Origin of the sequence: Streptomyces sp. NPDC093097, from assembly GCF_044754325.1 — a bacterium.
Classification (GTDB): domain Bacteria; phylum Actinomycetota; class Actinomycetes; order Streptomycetales; family Streptomycetaceae; genus Streptomyces.
This window is the reverse complement of sequence record NZ_JBIVOW010000001.1, coordinates 319,629-338,487: the sequence shown is the minus strand read 5'-3', so window position 1 is coordinate 338,487 and position 18,859 is coordinate 319,629. Positions and strand designations below refer to the sequence as shown.

Below are 18,859 nucleotides of genomic sequence, written 5' to 3'. Positions count from 1 at the left end.
CCGCGGCCCCCGCCTAAGGTGTTCGCATGGCCGAGCGGCCCCCCGACCCCTCCGCGGAGGGCTACGACCCCCGTGCCGACCGGGCAGCGCCCCAGGGAGAGGCGACGGCGCCCCGGGTCCCCGACCGCGAGCCGATCGCGCTGCGGGAACGGCTGTCGCTCAACCGGATGGGCACCTTCGACTGGGATCTCGACGGCGGGGTCATGGAGCTGGACCCGGGCGCCCTGGAGGTCTTCGACCTGCGCCCCGACGAGTACGACGGCGCGCCGATGTCCCTGATCTCCCGGGTGCCGCCGGAGGACGGCCTGCGGCTGGACGCGGCACTCTCCCAGTCCCTCCAGGACGGCAGCGCCTCCTACGGCGCGTACTTCCGGGTCCGGTGCCGCGACGGGACGCGGCGGTGGACCCACTCCCAGGGGCGGATCCTGCGCACCCCGCAGGGCGCGGCGTACCGGATCATCGGCATCGTCCGGGAGGCGACCGGCGAACTCGCCGACTCCGCGCTGCTGCGCTCGCTCCAGCAGGAGCGGCAGCGGCAGACGGTGATGGTGCAGCAGACCACCGCGGCGCTGGCCCGCGCGCTGTCGGTGCAGGACGTGACGCGGGTGCTCACCGGGACCGGCGGCGCCCGGCGGTTCGGCGCGGACGCGCTGGTGCTGGGCCTGGTGGAGAGCGGCCGGTTCGAGGTGATCGCCGCTGCCGGACTGGAGGGCGAGGTGCCGCGCAACATGCTGCACTCCGGCCTGGACGACACCCTCCCGCTGTCCGACGCGGCGCGGTCCCGGCAGCCGCACTTCCTCAGCACCCGCGGCGAGCTGATCGCCCGCTACCCGCGGCTGCGCCCGTACGTCGAGGTGCTGCCGACCGGCAACGCCGCCTTCCTGCCGCTGATCGCCCAGGACACCGTCCTCGGGGCGCTGGGACTGCTCAACCACGAGCCGGCGGTGCACTCGCCGGAGGCCAGGAACCTGGCGCTGGCGCTGGCCGGTGTGGTGTCCCAGTCCCTCCAGCGGGCCACCCTCTTCGACCAGGAGCGGGAGTTCGCCACCGGGCTCCAGGCGGCGATGCTGCCGCGCCGGCTGCCGCCCATCGCCGGCGGCGAGGTCACCGTCCGGTACCACCCGGCGAGCGTCGGCCGGGACATCGGCGGCGACTGGTACGACGTGATCGCCCTGCCGCAGGGCCGCACCGGGCTGGTCGTCGGCGACGTCCAGGGGCACGACACCCACGCGGCGGCGGTGATGGGCCAGTTGCGGATCGCGCTGCGCGCCTACGCCAGCGAGGGGCACGCCCCGGAGACGGTGCTGGTGCGGGCCTCCCGCTTCCTCGCGGAGCTGGAGACCGAGCGGTTCGCGACCTGCACCTACGTCCAGGCGGACCTGGAGTCCGGTGCGCTGCGCCTGGCCCGGGCCGGCCATCTGGGCCCGCTGGTCTGCAACAGCTCCCGGCACGTGGACTGGCCGGAGATCCGCGGCGGGCTGCCGCTGGGCCTGGCCACCGGCTTCGGTCAGGACCACTTCCCCGAGACCCAGCTGTTCCTGGAGCCGGGGTCGACGCTGCTGCTGTGCACCGACGGGCTGGTCGAACAGCCCGGCCGGGACATCTCCGACGGGATGGACGCGCTCTCCGCCGCGGTCCGCGCCGGGCCCACCGAACTGGAAGCGCTGGCCGACCGGCTCTCCGAACACCTCTGGGCGCAGCCGGGTTCGGACGACGACATGGCGCTGTTGCTGCTGCACCGGAGCGCGGTGCCCGGGGAGCGGGCCACCCCGCGGCTGCGGCTCCACGTCCACCAGGCCGATCCGGCGGGCGCCGCCGAGGTCCGCTCGGCGCTGCGCCGCACGCTGGACCAGTGGCGGGCGGGCGCGGTCTCCCACGATGTCGAGGTGGCCGCCTCGGAGCTGATCGCCAATGCGCTGACCCACACCGAGAGCGGCGCCCTGGTGTCGATGGAGCTGCTGCCCGGTTCCCCGCGCCGGATCCGGCTGGAGGTGGAGGACCGGTCCAGCCAGTGGCCGTGCCGCCGGCGGCCCGGTGAGACCGCGACGTCCGGGCGGGGGCTGATGCTGGTGGAGGCGCTGGCGGACCGGTGGGGCGCCGAGCCGCGGGGGGCGGGCAAGGCGCTGTGGTGCGAGTTCACGGTGCCGGACCCCCCGAACGGAGACCAAGCCTGATCCGGCCCCAACTCCGGTACCCGGCACCGGAGATGGGCTCCGCATGGAATCCCCCGCCGGGCCCGGACGTACGGGGCCGCAAACCGGGGTGATCGTGCCAGGATGGCGGCGACCGTTCGTCATGCACGGGGAGGGCATCGATGAGTGGCAGACCCGACGGCCGGTGGTTCCCGCACGGACCGGCCAGCCGCGCCGTACTGATCGGCACCGGCCGGTTCACCGGTCTGCCGGCCATCCCCTCGGTCGCGGCCAACCTCCGGGGGCTGTGGGCGGCCCTGACCCACCCCGAGCACGGACTGCTGGCCCCGGAGCACTGCCGGGTGGTGCCCGACCCCACCGACGCCTCGGCCGTCGGGGCGGCGCTGGCCTGGGCGGTACGGGAGGCCGAGGAGGTGCTGCTGGTCTACTACGCGGGGCACGGCGTCCTGGACGAGGGCGGGCTGCTGCACCTGGGGCTGGTGCACACCGACCGCGACCAGGTGGGTTTCTCCGCCGTCCCGATCGAGCTGGTCAAACGGCATGTGGGCGGGGCCCGGGCGAGGGCGCGGGTGCTGGTCGTGGACTGCTGCTTCTCCGGCCGGGCGGTCTCCGCGATGTCCGATCCGGCCGATCTGGCGGTCGGTCAGCTCGATCTGGCCGGCACCTACACCCTGACGTCCACGACCCGGACCGCGCCCTCGCACGCGCCGGCGGGCGAGACCTACACCGCGTTCACCGGCGCCCTGTTGGACGCCCTGGCCGGGCCGGTGCCGCTCACCCTCGACGAGGTCCACGAGCGGGTGGACCACACGCTCCGGAGCCGGGGGCTGCCGCGGCCGCAGCGCCGCTCGGCCGGCGCGGCGGGCTCGTTGGTGCTGCTGCGCGGGCCCTCGGGGGTCCCCGGGGCGGCCCGCACCGCGGGTACGGCGGCACCGCCCCCGCCGAGCACGCCCCCGCCTCCGCCTGGCGGCCCGCCGCCGTTCCCGGTGGGCGCCCCTGTGCCGCCGCGGCCCGCGCGCCGCGCCCGGCCGGTGCTGATCGCCGCTGCGGTGGGCGGCGCACTCGCCGTACTGCTGACGTCGTCGCTGGTCAGGGGGTTGGTCACGGGGGACGACGGCGGTGCGGGCAGGACCGCTGAGGGCACCACGACCGGCGGGACCACCACCCCCGGCGGCTCCGCCGGATCCGGCGGCTCCGACACCGCGCCGCCGGACACCACGGCGACCGCGCCGCCGTCCCAGGCTCCCGCGGCCACCGCGAAGGTGGTCTTCCGCGACCGGCAGGTGGTCTGGCGCGCGCCGAGCTGCACGGGCCAGGTGTTCCAGGCCCTGGACCTGGACAAGCCCGCGGTCACCGCGCAGTTGATGGACACCGTCGAGAACACCACCCTGGACTACATCGGCTGCCAGAACGGGCGGAACGGCGCCCAGGCCGTCATCATGCCCAGCAGCGGCGTCGGCAGCCCGGTCCGGGCGGGTACCGCCGACGCCCGGACGAACACCGGGGAGGCGTGCCGGGCGGACGCCGAGGACAGCCCGCTGGGCGCGAACACCGACGCCGCGAAGGTCACCGCCGGCACGGTCTGGTGCGTGGTGACGAAGCGGAACCAGGTGGCGAAGGTGACCTTCAGCAAGGTGGACACCTCCGACAGCAGCAGCGGCGCGGGCCCGGGCAACCCGACCTTCGAGCTGACCGTCACGCTGTGGGCCGCCCCCTGACCCGGCCGGGCGCCGGGCCCAGGGGGCGCCGGGGTCAGTCCTCCGGGCCGTACCACAGCGTCGTCATGTTGCAGAACTCCCGGATGCCGTGGCCGGAGAGCTCCCGGCCGTAGCCGGAGCGCTTGGCGCCGCCGAACGGCAGGCCGGGGTGGGAGGCGGTCATGCCGTTGAAGTACACCCCGCCGGCCTGGAGGTCCCGGGCCAGCCGCTCCTGTTCGTCGGCGTCCCGGGTCCAGGCGTTGGAACTGAGCCCGAACGGCGTGTCGTTGGCGAGGGCGACCGCCTCGTCGAGGTCGATGACGCGGTAGAGGGAGGCGACCGGGCCGAACGCCTCCTCGTGGTGGATCCGCATCTGCGGGGTGATGCCGGTGAGCACGGTCGGCTCGTAGAACCACCCGGCGCGGCGGTCCGGCGGGCGGCGGCCGCCGCACAGCACCCGGGCGCCCTGGTGGACCGCGTCGTCGACCAGTTCCTCCAGGTCGGAGCGGCCCTGCTCGCTGGAGAGCGGTCCGACGTCGGTGTTCTCGTCCATCGGGTCGCCGACGGTCAGCGCGGCCATCCCCGCGGCGAACCGTTCGGCGAAGGCGTCGTAGACGTCGTCGTGGACGATGAACCGCTTGGCGGCGATGCAGGACTGGCCGTTGTTCTGGACGCGGGCGGTGACGGCGACCCGGGCCGCCTTGTCGAGGTCGGCCGAGGGGAGGACCACGAAGGGGTCGCTGCCGCCGAGCTCCAGGACGGTCTTCTTGACCTCGTCGCCGGCGGTGGCGGCGACCGCGCGGCCGGCGGGTTCGCTGCCGGTGAGGGTGGCGGCAGCGATCCGCGGGTCGCGCAGCACGTCCTCGACCGCGCCGGAGCCGATCAGCAGGGTCTGGAAGCAGCCCTCGGGGTAGCCGGCGCGGCGGAACAGCTCCTCCAGGTAGAGCGCGGTCTGCGGCACGTTGGAGGCGTGCTTGAGCAGCCCGGTGTTGCCGGCCATGAGGGCGGGGGCGGCGAACCGGACGACCTGCCAGAGCGGGAAGTTCCACGGCATCACGGCGAGGACGGTGCCCAGCGGGCGGTAGCGCACCACCGCACGGGCCGCGCCGGAGTCCTTGACGTCGGCGGGGGCGGGCTGCTCGTCGGCCAGCAGCGCCTCGGCGTGGTCGGCGTACCAGCGCATGGTCTTGACGCACTTGGCGACCTCGGCGCGGGCCTGGGCCAGCGGCTTGCCCATCTCGGTGGTGAGGGTGCGGGCGGTGCCGTCCTGGTCGGCTTCGAGCAGTTCGGCGGCGGTGTGCAGGAGTTCGGCGCGGCGGGCGAAGGACGTGTTGCGGTGTTCCTGGAACGCCTGGTCGGCGCGGACCAGGCGGTCCTCGATCTCGCCCGCGTTGAGCGCGTCGAAGGTCTTGAGCGTCTCGCCGGTCGCCGGGTTGACCGTGGCGATGGCCATGTTCGGCACCTCCTCGCGGTGCGTGCGGTGGCAGGAGCAAGGACGGGCAAGCGGGCCCGGGCCCTACGGGTGCCGGGCCGGTGTGCGGCTGAGCGGCCCGGGGGCCGGGTCCGGGTCCGGGACCGGATCGGGGTCGGGCCCGGGCGGCCGGGGCACCGGTGACGGTTCCGGCGGGAGCGGTTCGGGCGGCTGGGGCGGCTGGGGCGGTCCCGGGAGCGGTTCGGGCGGCGGCTCGGGGATCGGGCCGGGCGGCGGCTCCGGGACGGGGCCGGGCGGCGGGCCTCCGGGGTCCGGGGGGACCGTGGGGGATTGCCGGCCGCGGTCGGGGATGCGGTCACGGCGGATGTGCGGTTGCCGCTGCACGGCGGGCCTCCGGGACGGGACGACGGGTGGCCGGTATGAGCCCCCGTACCCGAGTCTGGCCCGTCCACGGCCCGGGCGCACGGCGGGTTCCGGCGCCCGGCGGGTTCCAGCGCCCGGCGGGCCGGCGGCGCCACCGGCCGGCCGGGCGCCGCGGGGTCAGGGCTGCGGATCGCGGGCGTCGTAGTGGGCGAAGGCGCGCCGGCCGAGCCCGAGTGCGGTGACGACCAGGACGCAGGCCAGTCCGCCGCCGATCACCGCCACGGCGGGCGAGGTCAGGTCGGCCGCGGAACCGGCGAGGAAGTCGCCGAGCCGCGGGCCGCCGGCGACCACCACGATGAAGACGCCCTGGAGGCGGCCGCGCATCTCGTCCGGGGTGGCTGCCTGGAGCATGGTGCTGCGGAACACCATGGAGACGGTGTCCGCGCAGCCCGCGACGGCCAGGAAGAACAGGCCCAGCCACAGGTGCCGGGAGAGGCCGAAGGCGGCCACGGCCGCGCCCCAGGACGCCACCGCGATCAGGATGGCCAGGCCGTGCCGGCGGATGCCGCCGAGCCAGCCGGAGAACAGTCCGCCCAGGACGGCGCCGACCGCGGGGGCGGCCACCAGCAGGCCGACGGTCTTGGCGTCGCCCCCGAACCAGAGGGCGGCGACCGCGGGGAACAGCGCGCGGGGCTGGGCCAGCACCATCGCCGCCAGATCGGAGAAGAACGTCATCCGCAGGTTGGGGCGGGTGGCCAGGAAGCGCAGGCCGTCCAGGACCGAGGCGCGGCGCGCCGGCCCGTCGCCCTGCTCGGGCCGCATCGACGGCAGCCGCCACATCGCGTACAGCGAGGCGCCGAAGGCCACCACGTCGATGAGGTAGGCCGCCTGGTAGCCCCACATGCCGACGATGACGCCGCCGAGCATCGGCCCGCCCATCAGGCCGAGGTTGGAGGTCAGCGACTGGAGGGCGTTGGCGGCCGGCAGCTGCTCGGTGGGCAGCAGGCGGGGGATCATCGACGTCCGCGCCGGGGAGTTCATCGCGAAGCAGACGGCCTGGAGCGCGACGACGGTGTAGAGCAGCCAGACGTGGTGGAAGCCGGCGAGTGCCGCGGCGGCCAGCACGACCGACATCACGGTGGCGCCGGTGGCGCTGTACAGGCCCAGCTTGCGGCGGTCGACGGTGTCGGCGATGGCGCCGCCGTAGAGCCCGAAGACGACCAGCGGGACCAGGGAGCACAGGCCCACCAGGCCGACGGAGAAGGTGGAGCCGGTGATCGCGTAGACCTGGAGGGAGACCGCCAGCGCGGTCATCTGCTGGCCCATCCAGGAGACGGTGGTGCCGCACCACAGGCGGCGGTAGTCGGGGGAGGTGCGCAGCGGGGTCAGATCGGCGAAGATCCGGCCGCGCCGCGGTATCCGGGGCTCTTCGCCCCTTCCGGCCTGGTCATCGGCCGTCGCGTCAGAGGTCGTTGTACGTGGCACGCGGCAGTAAACCACGCCGCACACCCGCGGCGGAACAGGTGAACCGGCCGAGCACCCCTTACGTCCCGACTCCCTCGCCTCCCCCGCCGTCGCCGCCGCCCGCCAGCCCGTACACCCGGCGCGCGCTGCCCGCCGCGATCATCGCGCCCACCCGCCGGGCGTCCGCCGCCGACCAGGCCCCGGACGCCACCCAGCCGCCCAGCACCTCCCCCAGCGCCACCCGGAACAGCGCGCTGCCCACCACGTACAGCTCGGGCAGGCCGTAGGCGTCGGTGGAGAACAGCAGCTTGCCGAACGGCGCCAGTTCCAGGAACTCGGCGAGCACCGCGGCGGCCCGCGGCCCGGTGTGCGTCAGCGACAGCCCGACGTCGGCGTAGACGTGCGGGAAGACCCCGGCGAGGTAGGCGGCCTGCCGGTGGTACGGGTAGCAGTGCAGCAGGACCAGGTCGGTGCCGGTGTCCGCGGTGGCCCGGACGAGGTCGGTGAGCAGCGCCGGATCGGCATGGTCCAGCCGCAGGTCGGGATCGCCGAAACCGGTGTGGAGTTGGAGCGGGCGGCCGGTGGCGACGGCGAGCCGGAGGAGGTGGCGCAGCAGGACCGGGTCGGTGAGCCGGGGGGCGCCGGCGGCCAGCCAGGCGCGGGCCGCGGTCCGCACCTCGTCCGGGCCGGGCGGCCGGGGGTCCAGGGCGAGTCCGTGCCGGTAGGCGGCCACGGACTTGAAGGCGACGGCGGTGGCCGCCGCGGTCCGCACCGCGCCGGCGAGGGCGTCCGCGAACTCCCCGGCGCGCGCCGCCCCCGCGCTCCCCCGGTACCCGGCCGCGGTCCGCTCGGCGAGCGTCTCCAGCCGCACCACCTCGTGCCCGGTGGCGCCGCCCGCCGCGGCGGTCTCGGCCGGCCCGGTCAGGTCGCCGGGCAGCCCGGTGTCGACGAGGTACGCGCCGATGCCGGTGGCGGACAGCAGGCGCCGCCGGGTCTCGTCCGGGCCCAGTGCGCGGCGCCGGGCCAGATACTCCTCGGGCGGGCAGTGCGCGGGCAGGCCGAGCAGCGGCGGGCACCAGCGGCGGACCGCGAAGCCGGTCTGGGTGTCGAAGAACGTGGTGCCCGCCGCCGGCGGCCGGTCCGCCTCGGTGAGGAACGCGGCGAACGTCCCGGGGTCCGGTGCGTACCGGATCACCCCGTGGCAGTGGTGGTCCACCAGCGGCGGCAGTCCCTCCAGCAGCGGGGCGCCGGTGGCGCCGACCGGGGGCGGCGGGCCGGGGCGGCCGGGCCCCGGGGCGTCCGCGGCGCTCACCAGCGCCAGCGGGTGGCCGCGGCGATCTCTTCCGGCTCGCGCTCCGCGAAGTGCGCCTCCTCGGCCCGCCGGACCGCGAGCACCGCACCGTGCAGCACCTCGCCGAGCGCCTCCCGCAGCGGCGCCGACTTCTCGAACCGGTCGGCGGCCTCGGTGAGCGTGGCGGGCAGGCGGACGATGCCGCGCCGGGCGCGCTCGCGGACGCCGAGGACGCCGGGGTCGCCGGTCTGCGGGGCGGGCAGCCGGGCCGCGGTGTCGATGCCGTGCAGTCCGGCGGCGATCACCGCGCCGACGGCGAGGTAGGGGTTGGCGGCGGCATCGAAGGGCTTGATCTCGGCGTGGCCGCCGTCGGGATCGTCGGGCGCGCCGGTGACCAGCCGCAGCGCCGCCTCGCGGTTCTCCACACCCCAGATCTGGTAGACACCGGCCCAGTGGGAGGGCAGCAGCCGCAGGTAACTGGCGGGCGAGGGGCAGCCGATGGCGAGCAGGGCGGGCAGCGCGTCCAGCACACCGGCGAGGAACGCCACCGCGTCGGGCGCCAGGGCCCACTCGGCGCCGGCGGCGCGGTGCAGGCTCGTCCCGTCGCGGTGGAGGCTGAGGTGGAGGTGGCAGCCGTTGCCGACCTCGCCGGCGACGACGGACGGGGCGAAGGAGGCGCGCAGCCCGTGCCGGGCGGAGACCGCGCGGATCGTCTCGCGGACCAGGACGACGTCGTCGGCGGCGCGCACCGGGTCGCCGGCGGCGGTGCTGACCTCGAACTGGCCGGGCGCGTACTCGGGATGGATCTGGAGGACCTCGACGCCCTGGACGGTGAGCGCCTCGGTGACGTCGCGGAGGTAGTCGGAGAGTTCGACGACCCGGGCCATGCCGTAGGCGGGGCCGGCGCAGGGGTAGTCGAGCACCTCGGCATCGGCGGGGCCCTGCGGGGTGCGGGTGACCACCCACTCGGTCTCGAAGCCCATCCGCAGGTCGAGGCCGGCGGCCGCGGCCCGGTCCGCCATCCGCCGGGCGAACAGCCGCTGGCAGGCCGGATGCGGCTGCCCGAGCTGGTCGTAGCGGTCGACCGGCGCCCAGGCCCAACCGGGCTGCCCGGCAAGGGTGGTGAGCCGGTCCAGGTCGGGGAAGAGCCGCAGATCGCCGTCGGGCCCGCCGAGGTGGTCGGAGGCGGTGATGGCGTCGTCGGAGGTGAAGACGTCGAAGACCGGCGACATCCCCACGCCGCGCTCGACGACGTCCGTCAACCGCCGTGCCGGAATGGTCTTGACGCGGCTGATGCCCGCATTGTCCACCCAGGTCAGCGCGATGTTTCCGACGCCTTCCGCGTCGAGTCGCGCCGCCGACTGGCGGGCGCTCTCGCGCTGTTCCGCCCGCGATCCCATAGAGCAGTCCTCACATGGCCGTGCCGATCCCTCGGCGCCCGTTCCCGCTGTGTTCCGGGATCGGCCATCGCCTTCCCGGTCAGGGGCAGTTGAACTCGCACCATACGCACTTTCCACCGCCGCGCGGTTCCACTCCCCACACATCCGCGAGCCGGTCGACGAGCAGCAGACCGCGGCCGGAGACCCCGGCCTCGCCCGGTTCGCGGCGGCGCGGCAGGCTGCTGGACCCGTCCTCGACCTCCAGCCGCAGCCGCCGTTCCGCCCCGTGCGGCATCCGCATGTCGACGACCGCCTCGCCGTCGGTGTGCAGCAGCGCGTTGGTGATCAGCTCGTCGGCGACCAGTTCGATCTCCTCCGCGCGCTCACCGGCGCCCCAGGCGCGGACCGCGGAGCGGATCGTGTGGCGGGCGGCGGACAGCGCCTCGGGTTCGGCGGGGGCGATGTGCTGCCGCAGGCGGCCCACCGTGTCGTGCTCGGGGTGCCCGAGCCGGCGCAGCAACAGCAGCGCCATGTCGTCCTCGCCCCGCCGGCCGTCCGCCGACTCGCAGAGCCGGTCGGCGAGTTGCTGGACGTCCTGCGGGCCGCCCCGGACCTCCCGGGCCAGGTGCCGCAGCCCGGTGTCCAGATCCGAACCGGGCTCCTCCACCAGGCCGTCCGTGCACAGCACCAGGGTGTCGCCGGGGGCGAGGTGCACGGTCGTCACCGGGTAGTCCAGCAGCCGGAATTCGGACGAGAGGCCCAGCGGCAGCCCGCCGGCCACCGGGAGCCGCCGGCAGATGCCCTCGGCGTGCCGCACCATCGGGTCGAGGTGGCCGGCCCGGACGAACCGGGCGGCGCCGGTGCTCAGGTCGGCGTCGACGTAGGTGCAGGTGGCGAAGCGGTCGGTGTCGAGCTCGTTGAGGAAGGCGGAGGCGCGGGCCATCACGGTGGCCGGGGCGTGACCCTCCGCGGCGTAGGCGCGCAGCACGATCCGCAGCTGGCCCATGAGGGCCGCGGCCTGGGTGTCGTGGCCCTGGACGTCGCCGATGACCGCGGCGACCCGGCCGTCCGGCAGCGGGATCACGTCGTACCAGTCGCCGCCGATGTCCCGGCCCATCCGGGCGGAGCGGTAGCGGACCGCGATCTGCGCCTCGGGGACGCCGGGGATGCGGCGCGGCAGCATCGCCTGCTGGAGGCCGGCGGCGATCTCGTGCTCCTGGTCGTAGAGCATCGCCCGGGCCAGGCTCTGCGCGATGCTGCTGCCGAGCGCGACCAGCACGTTGCGCTCCTGGTCGGGGAAGTCGCTCTCGCGCTCGAAGAACAGCCCGATCACCCCGATCGGACGGCCCTGGGCGATCAGCGGCAGATACGCCCCGGAGCCGACGTTCAGCGGCTCGACGGCCGGCCACAGCCGGGGGTAGTGGTCGCGGAACTCGGTGCGGCTGCCGACGAACCGCGGGGCGAGGGTCCGCACCACCTCGCTCATCGGGAACTCGTCGCCGACGCGGGTGTACTCCAGGTCCGGGACGTAGCTGCCGGCCCTGCCCTCGGAGACCAGCCGGATCCGGCCGGCCTCGACCAGGCCCAGGATGACGTTCTCGGCACCCAGCCGGCTCAGCCCCTGCTCGTCGGCGAGGACGCCGATCACCTCACCGACCGTGCGGGCGTGCGCCAGGGCGGCGGTGGTGCGCTCGACGACGCTGGTGTGCCGCCGGCGCTCCTCGGTGAGCGCGATCCGCTCGGCGGCCTGCATGTACTCCTCGGTGGCGTCGCGCACCACGCCGATGATGCGGCGGGGCCGGCCGGTGGGGTCGCGGCGGATGCTGCCCTGGGCATGGGTCCAGCGCAGTTCGCCGTCGCGCAGCCGGACCCGGAAATAGGCGCCGTAGGAGTGGCTGCCGTCCTTGAGGGCCCCGGCCACCAGGGCGTCGAGCCGGGCCGCCTCACGGCCCGGCACCCGGCAGCCGAGGGTGGCCGGGCGGTCGTCGTACTCCCCGGGACGGAGGTCGAAGACGTCCAGCGCGGGCGGGTCCAGATGCATCAGCCCGCTGTCGAGGTCCCAGTCGAAGCCGCCCATGCCGTTGAGCGCCAGGGTCAGGTCCGGGTGGGCGGGCCAGTCGTCCGGCACCGACACGGTGGGCCGCTTCGCTCCCCGGTCAGCCATGCCGTCACTGTGCCACATTCACCCGTATTGCGGCCTGTCCACCTCCTCACTCCGGGCGGCGGAACCCCCTCCGCCACATCACTGACTCATGCATCAGCTTCCCCGCAACACCACCCCTCACACCCGCCAGGAACAGGTACTTCCCGCCCCTCGCTCACATCAACCGTTGCGATGTTCTCAACACCCTGTTAGCGTCCCCGGCCATGGATGCAGACCCCGGCGGCCGGATCGCCGACGACACCGGACAGGTCACCGACCGCGTCCGGCAGGTGATCGCCCGGCTCGGTTGCAGCCACCGCGAGTTCGCCCGCCGGATCGTGATGGACCCCTCGAAGCTGTCCCGGTCGCTGAGCGGCACCCGGCGCTTCGCCCTCGCCGAGATCGTCCGGATCGCCGACATCGGCGGGGTGGACACCGGCTGGCTGCTCGGCGCCCCCGAACGCCCGGCGGCACCGCCCGAGCGCGGCCCGGCCACCGTGCCCGACGGCGGCCGTCCGCTGCAGATCGTCCGGGAGACCGTCCGGCTGATCGCCGAGCACGGCTTCCACGCCGTACGCGTCGCCGACATCGCCGCCGCCTGCGGCACCAGCACGGCCGCCGTCCACTACCACTTCCCCGGCCGCGACGAACTGCTGGAGGCGGCCGTCCGCTGGTGCATGGACGAGGACACCGAACGCCGCGCGGCCGGACTGGCCACCGCCCCCGACGCCCGCGCCGAACTGCTGCACCTGATCGCCCTGCAGACCCCGCGCACCGCACAGCAGCGCCGGCAGTGGCTGGTCTGGCTCGACCTGTGGGCCCAGGCCGCCCGCGACACCGCCGTGGGACGCCTCCACGAGCACTACTACCGGCAGTGGCGCACCACCGTCGCCGACGTGCTGCGACGCGGCGTCGACCAGGGCGTCTTCCGCCCCGTCGACCCCGACGTCACCGCCCTCCGGCTCACCGCGCTCATCGACGGCCTGGCCACCCAGGTCCTGGCCACCGCCCCGGACAGCACCAGCCCCGACACCATGCACGCCGCCCTGCTGACCTTCGTGGAGAACGAACTGGACCGCGACCGTCGGCCACCGACCGCCGCCACCACCACCTGAGGACGGTCCGGGGGTGCGCTCCTCGGTCCCCTGACGCCCCCGCCGTAGCCGGACCGATCCGGCCGGACCCGTCTGAGCCGACAACGAGCCCGCGCCTACCGCCCGTTGCCCCTCACCCACTGCCTGTTGCCTACCGCGCGTCGCGCATCGCCCACATGCCGTGCCGTGCCGAACCGCCCTGCCCCGGGACGAACCACTCGCTCCCCAACAGACCTCCCCCATCCCCTGCACACCCCGCGCCCCGCTCCGGCAGCGCACCCCTCCTATCCGAAGGGATCCCATGACCACCCCCAACAACGAGGTCATCATCACCTGCGCCCTCACCGGCGCCGGCGACACCGTCCGCCGCTCCCCGCACGTCCCCGTGACGCCCGAGCAGATCGCGAGGTCCGCCGTCGAGGCGGCCGAGGCGGGCGCCGCGGTGGTGCACATCCACGTCCGCGACCCCGAGACCGGCGACCCGTCCCGCGACCCCCGCCTCTACGCCGAGGTCGTCGACCGCATCAAGCAGACCGGCACCGACGTCATCATCAACCTCACCGCCGGCATGGGCGGCGACCTGGTGATCGACCCCGAGCGCCCGCTCACCCAGCTGCCCGGCACCGACCTGGTCAGCGGCCTGGAGCGGCTCCCGCACGTCGAGGATCTGCTCCCCGACATCTGCACCCTGGACTGCGGCTCCCTCAACTTCGGCGACGGTTCCTCGCTCTACGTCTCCACGCCGGACATGCTGCGCGCCGGCGCCAAGCGGATCCAGGAACTCGGCGTCCGGCCGGAGTTGGAGATCTTCGACACCGGCCAGCTGTGGTTCGCCAAGCAGATGCTCGCCGAGGGGCTGCTGGACGACCCCACCGTCTTCCAGCTCTGCATGGGCGTGCCGTGGGGCGCCCCGGCCGACCCCGGAGTGCTCCAGTCGATGGTGAACATGCTGCCCGAGGGCGCCCAGTGGGCCAGCTTCGCGCTGGGCCGGATGCAGATGCCCTGGGTCGCCCAGTCGATCCTGCTCGGCGGCAACGTCCGCGTCGGCCTGGAGGACAACCTCTACCTCAGCCGCGGCGTCAAGGCCACCAACGCCCAACTCGTCGAACGCGCCGTCCAGATCACCGAACTCCTCGGCTCGACCGTCGCCACCCCGGACCAGGCCCGCGCCCGCCTGGGCCTGAAGCCGCGCGGCTGAGGCACGGCACGCGGGGGCGCAGCGCGCGCTAGGCGGGTGGACGGGCTCCCGTAGGTGGTGCGGCCGGACGGATCGTCCGTCCGGCCGCACCGTCCCCGCCCGCCCCTGCGCCCGCACCCGCACACCCCCGTCGCCCCGGCATCCCGTATCCCACCCCCACTTCCACTCCCACTCCCACTCCCGCCCAGGAGCACACCCGCCATGCCCTTCACCCCCTCCACCACCCCCGAAGCCGCACGTCGTGTGGCGTGCATCGGCGCCGGCGTCATAGGCGGCGGCTGGGTCGCCCACTTCCTCGCCCGCGGTTACGACGTCACCGCCTGGGACCCGGCCGACGACGCCGAGGAGAAGCTCCGCCGCCTGGTCTCCGCCGCCTGGCCCGCCCTGGAGCAGCTGGGCCTCGCCGACGGCGCCTCGCCGGACCGGCTGACGGTCGCCCCGACCCTCGCCGAGGCCGTCGCCGAAGCCGACTTCGTCCAGGAGAGCGCCCCGGAGAAGCTGGAGTTGAAGCGTTCGCTCCTCGCCGAGCTGGACGCCGCGACGCCCGCCGGCGTGGTCATCGCCTCCTCCACCTCGGGCTACCCGATGACCGATATGCAGACCACGGCGGCCGACCCGTCCCGCCTCGTCGTCGGCCACCCCTTCAACCCGCCGTACCTGATCCCGCTCGTCGAGGTCGTCGGCGGCACCGACACCGCCCCCGAGGCCGTGGACTGGGCGTCCCGTTTCTACGACCTCGCCGGCAAGTCGGTCATCACCATGGACCGCGAACTCCCCGGCTTCATCGCCAACCGCCTCCAGGAGGCGCTGTGGCGCGAGGCGCTGCACATGGTCGCCAACGGCGAGGCCACCGTCGAGGACATCGACGCCTCGATCACCGAAGGCCCGGGCCTGCGGTGGGCGTTCATGGGCCCCTGCCTGACCTTCGCGCTGGCCGGCGGCGAGGGCGGCATGGCCCATATGCTCGACCACTTCGGCCCCTCCCTGAAGTCCCCGTGGACCCGCCTGGAGGCCCCCGAACTGGACCGGGAACTCCGCGACGCCATGGTCGACGGCTGCGCCACCGCCGCCGGTGACCGCACCTACGCCGACCTGGTGACCGAGCGCGACCAGGGCGTCATCAACGTGCTCCGCGCCACCGGCCGCCTCCCCCACCAGGCGGACCAGAGCGCCAGCGCCCCCACCGGCGACGAGGGCGAGCAGCACCCCAACACGCCCGGGAGCCCGGCCTGATGAACCCCACAGCACCCCTCCCCCTCTTCCGGCAGGCCGTCCAGGACGACTGGATCGACTACAACGGCCACCTCAGCGAGGCGTACTACGTCCTGGTCTTCGGCTTCGCCACCGACGCCCTGATGGACGCGTCCGGCCTCGACGCCGACTACCGGGCCCGCACGGGCTGCTCCCTCTACACCGTCGAGGCCCACGTCCGCTATCTCGACGAGGTCCCGCGCGGCAGCCGACTGGCCGTCCGCACCACGGTGCTGGGCGCGGCCGCGAAGAAGCTGCGCATCCTCCACGAGATGTACCGCTGCGATGCCTCCGGTGACCCCACCGGCGACCCGGTGGCCACCGAAGAGCTCTTCGCCCTTCACGTCGACCAGAACCAGGGGGGTGCCGTCCCGTTCCCGGACGCCACCCACGCCCGGCTCGCCGCGCTCGCCGCACCGGCCCCGGACTGGGCCGGCCGCGGCATCCGCCCGGTCGGCGCCTGACCCCCGGTCCGCACCCCGCCCGGCCGACGGCCGCCGCCCGGGAATTTCCCTGCGATTCCCGGGCCCGGCCCCGGTCAGGCCCCGCCGGGCCGCTGCTCGCCTCCCCATTCGGCTCCCCCTCTCCGCCCCGCTTCGGCCATGCCTGACACTGTGCCGTTCGCGGGGCGCGCCGACCTCAGGGATCACCCTGAACCCGTCCCGGATGCGACCCTGAGGAAGTAACCACCGACTCACGAACGGAGATCAGGGTGATGTCCACACAAGGTCACCGCATTGAGGTCAAGCCCGGTACCGAGACCGTCCGGGTCGTGGTCGACGGGCAGGTGCTGGCCGAGAGCCGGCGGCCGCTGCTGCTCTTCGAGACCGGCTACCCGGTGCGTTACTACCTGCCGCCGGAGGACGTCCGCACCGATCTGCTGACCCCGTCGCAGACACACACGGTCTGCCCGTTCAAGGGCACCGCCTCCTACTGGTCCCTCGAACAAGGCCCTGAGGACATCGCCTGGGCCTACCCCGACCCGCATGCCGCGGTCGCCGAGATCAAGGACCATCTGTGCTTCTACGAGGTGCAGTTGGGGTAGTCGCGGCCGGCAGGCATCCTCGTCGAAGTCACAACCGACGAGGATGCCATGCCGCGGCCGACGCCACGATTCCCCCTGGCCCTCCGTGAGGTGAGGATGCTCAACTTTGAGCGCCCACTGGCCGGGCACATCAGGTTGAAATTCCCTCAGCGCCCCGATTGCCTGGTCAGACCCGGCCCAACTCCTCGTCCTTGTCGAGCTGTTCGGCGGCGGACGCGGATTCGCGGGCATCGACCTGCTTGCGGTGTCGCAGGTAGTCCTTGAGCTCCTTCTTGACAACCGGAGCCATCAGGTACAGCGCAAGGATGTTGATCAGGGCCAGAATGAACAGCAGGCCGTCTGCCAGGTCCAGGACCGCGCCCAGGGTGAGGATCGAGCCGAGGACCACGCAACCGATGGTCACGGCCTTGAAGGTGAGGTCGCTGCGCCGGCTGCGGCCGAACATGCCCTCCCAGCACTTTTGCCCGTAGTAGGACCAGGTGACGGTGGTGGACAGGGCGAACAAGATCACGGCGACGGTCAACACGTAGGGGAACCAGGGCATGACCGTCTCGAATGCCGCCGAGGTCAGCTCCACCCCCTCGGCCTTGCCTGATTTCCGCGCTTCGGCGTACATCGGGGGGTTGGCGACGATGATGGCCAGAGCGGTCATCGTGCACACGATGACGGTGTCGATGAACGGGCCGAGCATCGAGACCAGGCCGCCGGAGGCGGGATGCCGGGTCTTGGCGGCGGCCTGAACGATCGGGGCCGAGCCCAGGCCGGCCTCGTTGGAGAAGGCGGCGCGGGTGAATCCCACCACCATGATGCCGATCAGGCCGCCGGCGCCCGCCTCCATGCTGAAGGCATCCGTGACGATGAGCCTGACGGCACCGGGCATGGCCCCCGCGTTCGCGGCGAGTACCACCAGGCAGCCCGCCACGTACACGATCGCCATGACCGGGACCAGTTTGCCGACCACCGCTCCCAGCCGTTTGGCGCCGCCCAGCAGAATCAGACCGATGACCGCGGCGATAGCCAGGCCGATACCCAGCCCCGCACCGGGGCTGCCGAGCACACCGTCCTCGCCGCCGGTCACGGAGCGCAACTGCGCGAGGGTCTGGTTCACCTGGAACATGTTGCCGCCGGCCAGACCGAACACGATGATGATCGGCGCGAACACGGCAGCCATCACCCGGCCCAGGCCCGCATACCCGCGGTCGGCCAGACCTCGGCGCAAGTAGTGCATGGGTCCGCCGGAGACACTGCCGTCCTCGTGCACGACGCGGTATTTCACGCCCAGGGTGCATTCAGCGAACTTGAGCGCCATGCCGAGCAGTCCGCACACGATCATCCAGAAGGTGGCACCGGGCCCGCCCACGGTCACCGCCACTGCGACACCGGCGATGTTGCCGAGCCCGACAGTGCCGGCGCACGCGGCCATCAGCGCCTGGAACTGGGTCACTTCGCCGGGCGCGTCGGCATCCGCGCCCTTGCCGCTCCGTTTGACGATCTCATAGGCGGTCTTGAAGCCGCGGAACTGGATCGCACCGAGGTAGGCGGTGAAGACCACGCCTCCCACCAGCAGCCACAGCACGATGAGAGGGATACCGGCACCGGCGATATCCACCTCGTAGAAGATGACTTTGTGGACCAGATCAGTGACCGGCTGGACGACGTGGTTCACGGCGTCCTCTATGCCCGACAGCCCCCCACCGGAGGCCAGCACACTGGGCGCGGTTTCATGCTGCATGGGGAAGGGCCTCCTGCGAGAGCGGACTTAAGGATCCACGCGGGTGAGGTAAAGGTTTGGATAAGTCTCAGTTCTGTCCCGGGAGGTCAGTAGGGACTTTCGTCCTGTCTATTCGGGGACTTAAGACCAAGCCTTCGGGTCACGTCCGCCCGTCCGCCGACGGAATCGAGTGACGAAACCGCCGACGGGGCCACGCGAGGGTGAGCTGTATTTGATTCCAGGGGCCGGACCCGGCTACCCGGGCACCCCGGCACCCGGCCTCACCAGCCCCGATGGCGGTGACGCCACGCCTGTGACCACCGGAATTTCCGCACCTCGATCACATTAATCTTGGTGAGGACTTGACTGATTCCTTGCGCGCTTTGTAGCGTCCCTTACGCATGCACCTCGCTAGGTGAGGCGTCTGCACGGACATAGGCCACTGACCCCAAACGTCGAAAGACGCCCCGGTTCAGGACAGCTCTTCCCGGTCTAAGGGTTGAGCCCAAGTGGCTCCCGCAAAGCGGGCACGCCGTGCAGTGCCAAAGCTCTGTCGAGAGAGGTGCCAGGGCTCCATACGAGGGCCCCTATCCGCCTCCGCGTGTGTTTCCGCGGCGCCCCCGTGCGCCTTGAGCAGC

Annotated in this window: 13 protein-coding genes and 1 riboswitch; of the genes, 7 read left to right on the top strand and 6 right to left on the bottom strand. The window is 73.6% G+C overall.

The window, feature by feature from the left end; translation table 11 throughout:
- Positions 1 to 26: 26 nt before the first annotated feature.
- Together ACIQE0_RS01350 and ACIQE0_RS01345 are read left to right on the top strand one after the other, a co-directional pair.
- Positions 27 to 2,174 (top strand): SpoIIE family protein phosphatase, encoded by a 2,148-nt coding sequence (locus ACIQE0_RS01350; protein ID WP_402328177.1) that lies wholly within the window; start codon positions 27 to 29, stop codon positions 2,172 to 2,174.
- 140 nt (positions 2,175 to 2,314) lie between these two features.
- The gene (locus tag ACIQE0_RS01345) at positions 2,315 to 3,871 is read left to right on the top strand and encodes a caspase domain-containing protein (protein WP_402328176.1); all 1,557 of its coding nucleotides are present in this window, start codon (positions 2,315 to 2,317) and stop codon (positions 3,869 to 3,871) included.
- A 34-nt stretch (positions 3,872 to 3,905) separates the two neighbouring features.
- Here the strand turns inward: ACIQE0_RS01345 and ACIQE0_RS01340 are convergent, their stop codons facing one another.
- From ACIQE0_RS01340 to ACIQE0_RS01320, 5 genes are all read right to left on the bottom strand, one after another.
- On the bottom strand, positions 3,906 to 5,303 hold the full coding sequence (locus tag ACIQE0_RS01340) for an NADP-dependent succinic semialdehyde dehydrogenase (protein ID WP_402328174.1): 1,398 nt from the start codon (positions 5,301 to 5,303) through the stop codon (positions 3,906 to 3,908).
- Between the two features lie 519 nt (positions 5,304 to 5,822).
- Entirely contained in the window at positions 5,823 to 7,130 is a 1,308-nt protein-coding gene (locus ACIQE0_RS01335; RefSeq protein ID WP_402328172.1) for an MFS transporter, read from the bottom strand.
- Between the two features lie 58 nt (positions 7,131 to 7,188).
- Positions 7,189 to 8,346 (bottom strand): amidohydrolase family protein, encoded by a 1,158-nt coding sequence (locus ACIQE0_RS01330; protein ID WP_402328629.1) that lies wholly within the window; start codon positions 8,344 to 8,346, stop codon positions 7,189 to 7,191.
- A gap of 71 nt (positions 8,347 to 8,417) precedes the next feature.
- Positions 8,418 to 9,800 (bottom strand): glutamine synthetase, encoded by a 1,383-nt coding sequence (locus ACIQE0_RS01325; RefSeq protein WP_402328170.1) that lies wholly within the window; start codon positions 9,798 to 9,800, stop codon positions 8,418 to 8,420.
- A gap of 79 nt (positions 9,801 to 9,879) precedes the next feature.
- A complete protein-coding gene (locus ACIQE0_RS01320) occupies positions 9,880 to 11,943 on the bottom strand; it encodes a SpoIIE family protein phosphatase (RefSeq protein WP_402328169.1) in 2,064 nt (687 codons plus the stop codon).
- Between the two features lie 203 nt (positions 11,944 to 12,146).
- Here ACIQE0_RS01320 and ACIQE0_RS01315 point away from each other — a divergent pair, with 203 nt between their 5' ends.
- From ACIQE0_RS01315 to ACIQE0_RS01295, 5 genes are all read left to right on the top strand, one after another.
- Entirely contained in the window at positions 12,147 to 13,037 is an 891-nt protein-coding gene (locus ACIQE0_RS01315) for a TetR family transcriptional regulator C-terminal domain-containing protein (RefSeq protein WP_402328167.1), read from the top strand.
- 280 nt (positions 13,038 to 13,317) lie between these two features.
- A complete protein-coding gene (locus ACIQE0_RS01310; RefSeq protein ID WP_366330349.1) occupies positions 13,318 to 14,214 on the top strand; it encodes a 3-keto-5-aminohexanoate cleavage protein in 897 nt (298 codons plus the stop codon).
- Positions 14,215 to 14,415: 201 nt separating this feature from the next.
- The gene (locus tag ACIQE0_RS01305) at positions 14,416 to 15,447 is read left to right on the top strand and encodes a 3-hydroxyacyl-CoA dehydrogenase NAD-binding domain-containing protein (RefSeq protein WP_402328165.1); all 1,032 of its coding nucleotides are present in this window, start codon (positions 14,416 to 14,418) and stop codon (positions 15,445 to 15,447) included.
- Positions 15,447 to 15,929 carry a thioesterase family protein gene (locus ACIQE0_RS01300; protein ID WP_402328163.1) on the top strand — a complete coding sequence of 161 codons (483 nt, stop codon included), beginning with the start codon at positions 15,447 to 15,449 and terminating at the stop codon, positions 15,927 to 15,929. The genes ACIQE0_RS01305 and ACIQE0_RS01300 overlap by 1 nt, the downstream gene beginning before the upstream one ends.
- 251 nt (positions 15,930 to 16,180) lie before the next feature.
- A complete protein-coding gene (locus tag ACIQE0_RS01295) occupies positions 16,181 to 16,510 on the top strand; it encodes a DUF427 domain-containing protein (protein ID WP_366330352.1) in 330 nt (109 codons plus the stop codon).
- Positions 16,511 to 16,676: 166 nt separating this feature from the next.
- On the opposite strand, the gene ACIQE0_RS01290 is transcribed toward ACIQE0_RS01295, so the two are convergent.
- Positions 16,677 to 18,242, bottom strand: a complete 1,566-nt coding sequence (locus ACIQE0_RS01290) for an alanine/glycine:cation symporter family protein (protein WP_402328161.1) — start codon at positions 18,240 to 18,242, stop codon at positions 16,677 to 16,679.
- A gap of 379 nt (positions 18,243 to 18,621) precedes the next feature.
- Positions 18,622 to 18,790, top strand: a riboswitch (M-box (ykoK) riboswitch).
- Positions 18,791 to 18,859: the final 69 nt, after the last annotated feature.

Bases quoted from the DNA above. Each gene is read 5' to 3' on its own strand.
- ACIQE0_RS01350 (WP_402328177.1), top strand. From the start codon at position 27: ATGGCCGAGCGGCCCCCCGACCCCTCCGCGGAGGGCTACGACCCCCGT.
- ACIQE0_RS01345 (WP_402328176.1), top strand. From the start codon at position 2,315: ATGAGTGGCAGACCCGACGGCCGGTGGTTCCCGCACGGACCGGCCAGC.
- ACIQE0_RS01340 (WP_402328174.1), bottom strand. From the start codon at position 5,303: ATGGCCATCGCCACGGTCAACCCGGCGACCGGCGAGACGCTCAAGACC.
- ACIQE0_RS01325 (WP_402328170.1), bottom strand. From the start codon at position 9,800: ATGGGATCGCGGGCGGAACAGCGCGAGAGCGCCCGCCAGTCGGCGGCG.
- ACIQE0_RS01320 (WP_402328169.1), bottom strand. From the start codon at position 11,943: ATGGCTGACCGGGGAGCGAAGCGGCCCACCGTGTCGGTGCCGGACGAC.
- ACIQE0_RS01315 (WP_402328167.1), top strand. From the start codon at position 12,147: ATGGATGCAGACCCCGGCGGCCGGATCGCCGACGACACCGGACAGGTC.
- ACIQE0_RS01310 (WP_366330349.1), top strand. From the start codon at position 13,318: ATGACCACCCCCAACAACGAGGTCATCATCACCTGCGCCCTCACCGGC.
- ACIQE0_RS01305 (WP_402328165.1), top strand. From the start codon at position 14,416: ATGCCCTTCACCCCCTCCACCACCCCCGAAGCCGCACGTCGTGTGGCG.
- ACIQE0_RS01300 (WP_402328163.1), top strand. From the start codon at position 15,447: ATGAACCCCACAGCACCCCTCCCCCTCTTCCGGCAGGCCGTCCAGGAC.
- ACIQE0_RS01295 (WP_366330352.1), top strand. From the start codon at position 16,181: ATGTCCACACAAGGTCACCGCATTGAGGTCAAGCCCGGTACCGAGACC.
- ACIQE0_RS01290 (WP_402328161.1), bottom strand. From the start codon at position 18,242: ATGCAGCATGAAACCGCGCCCAGTGTGCTGGCCTCCGGTGGGGGGCTG.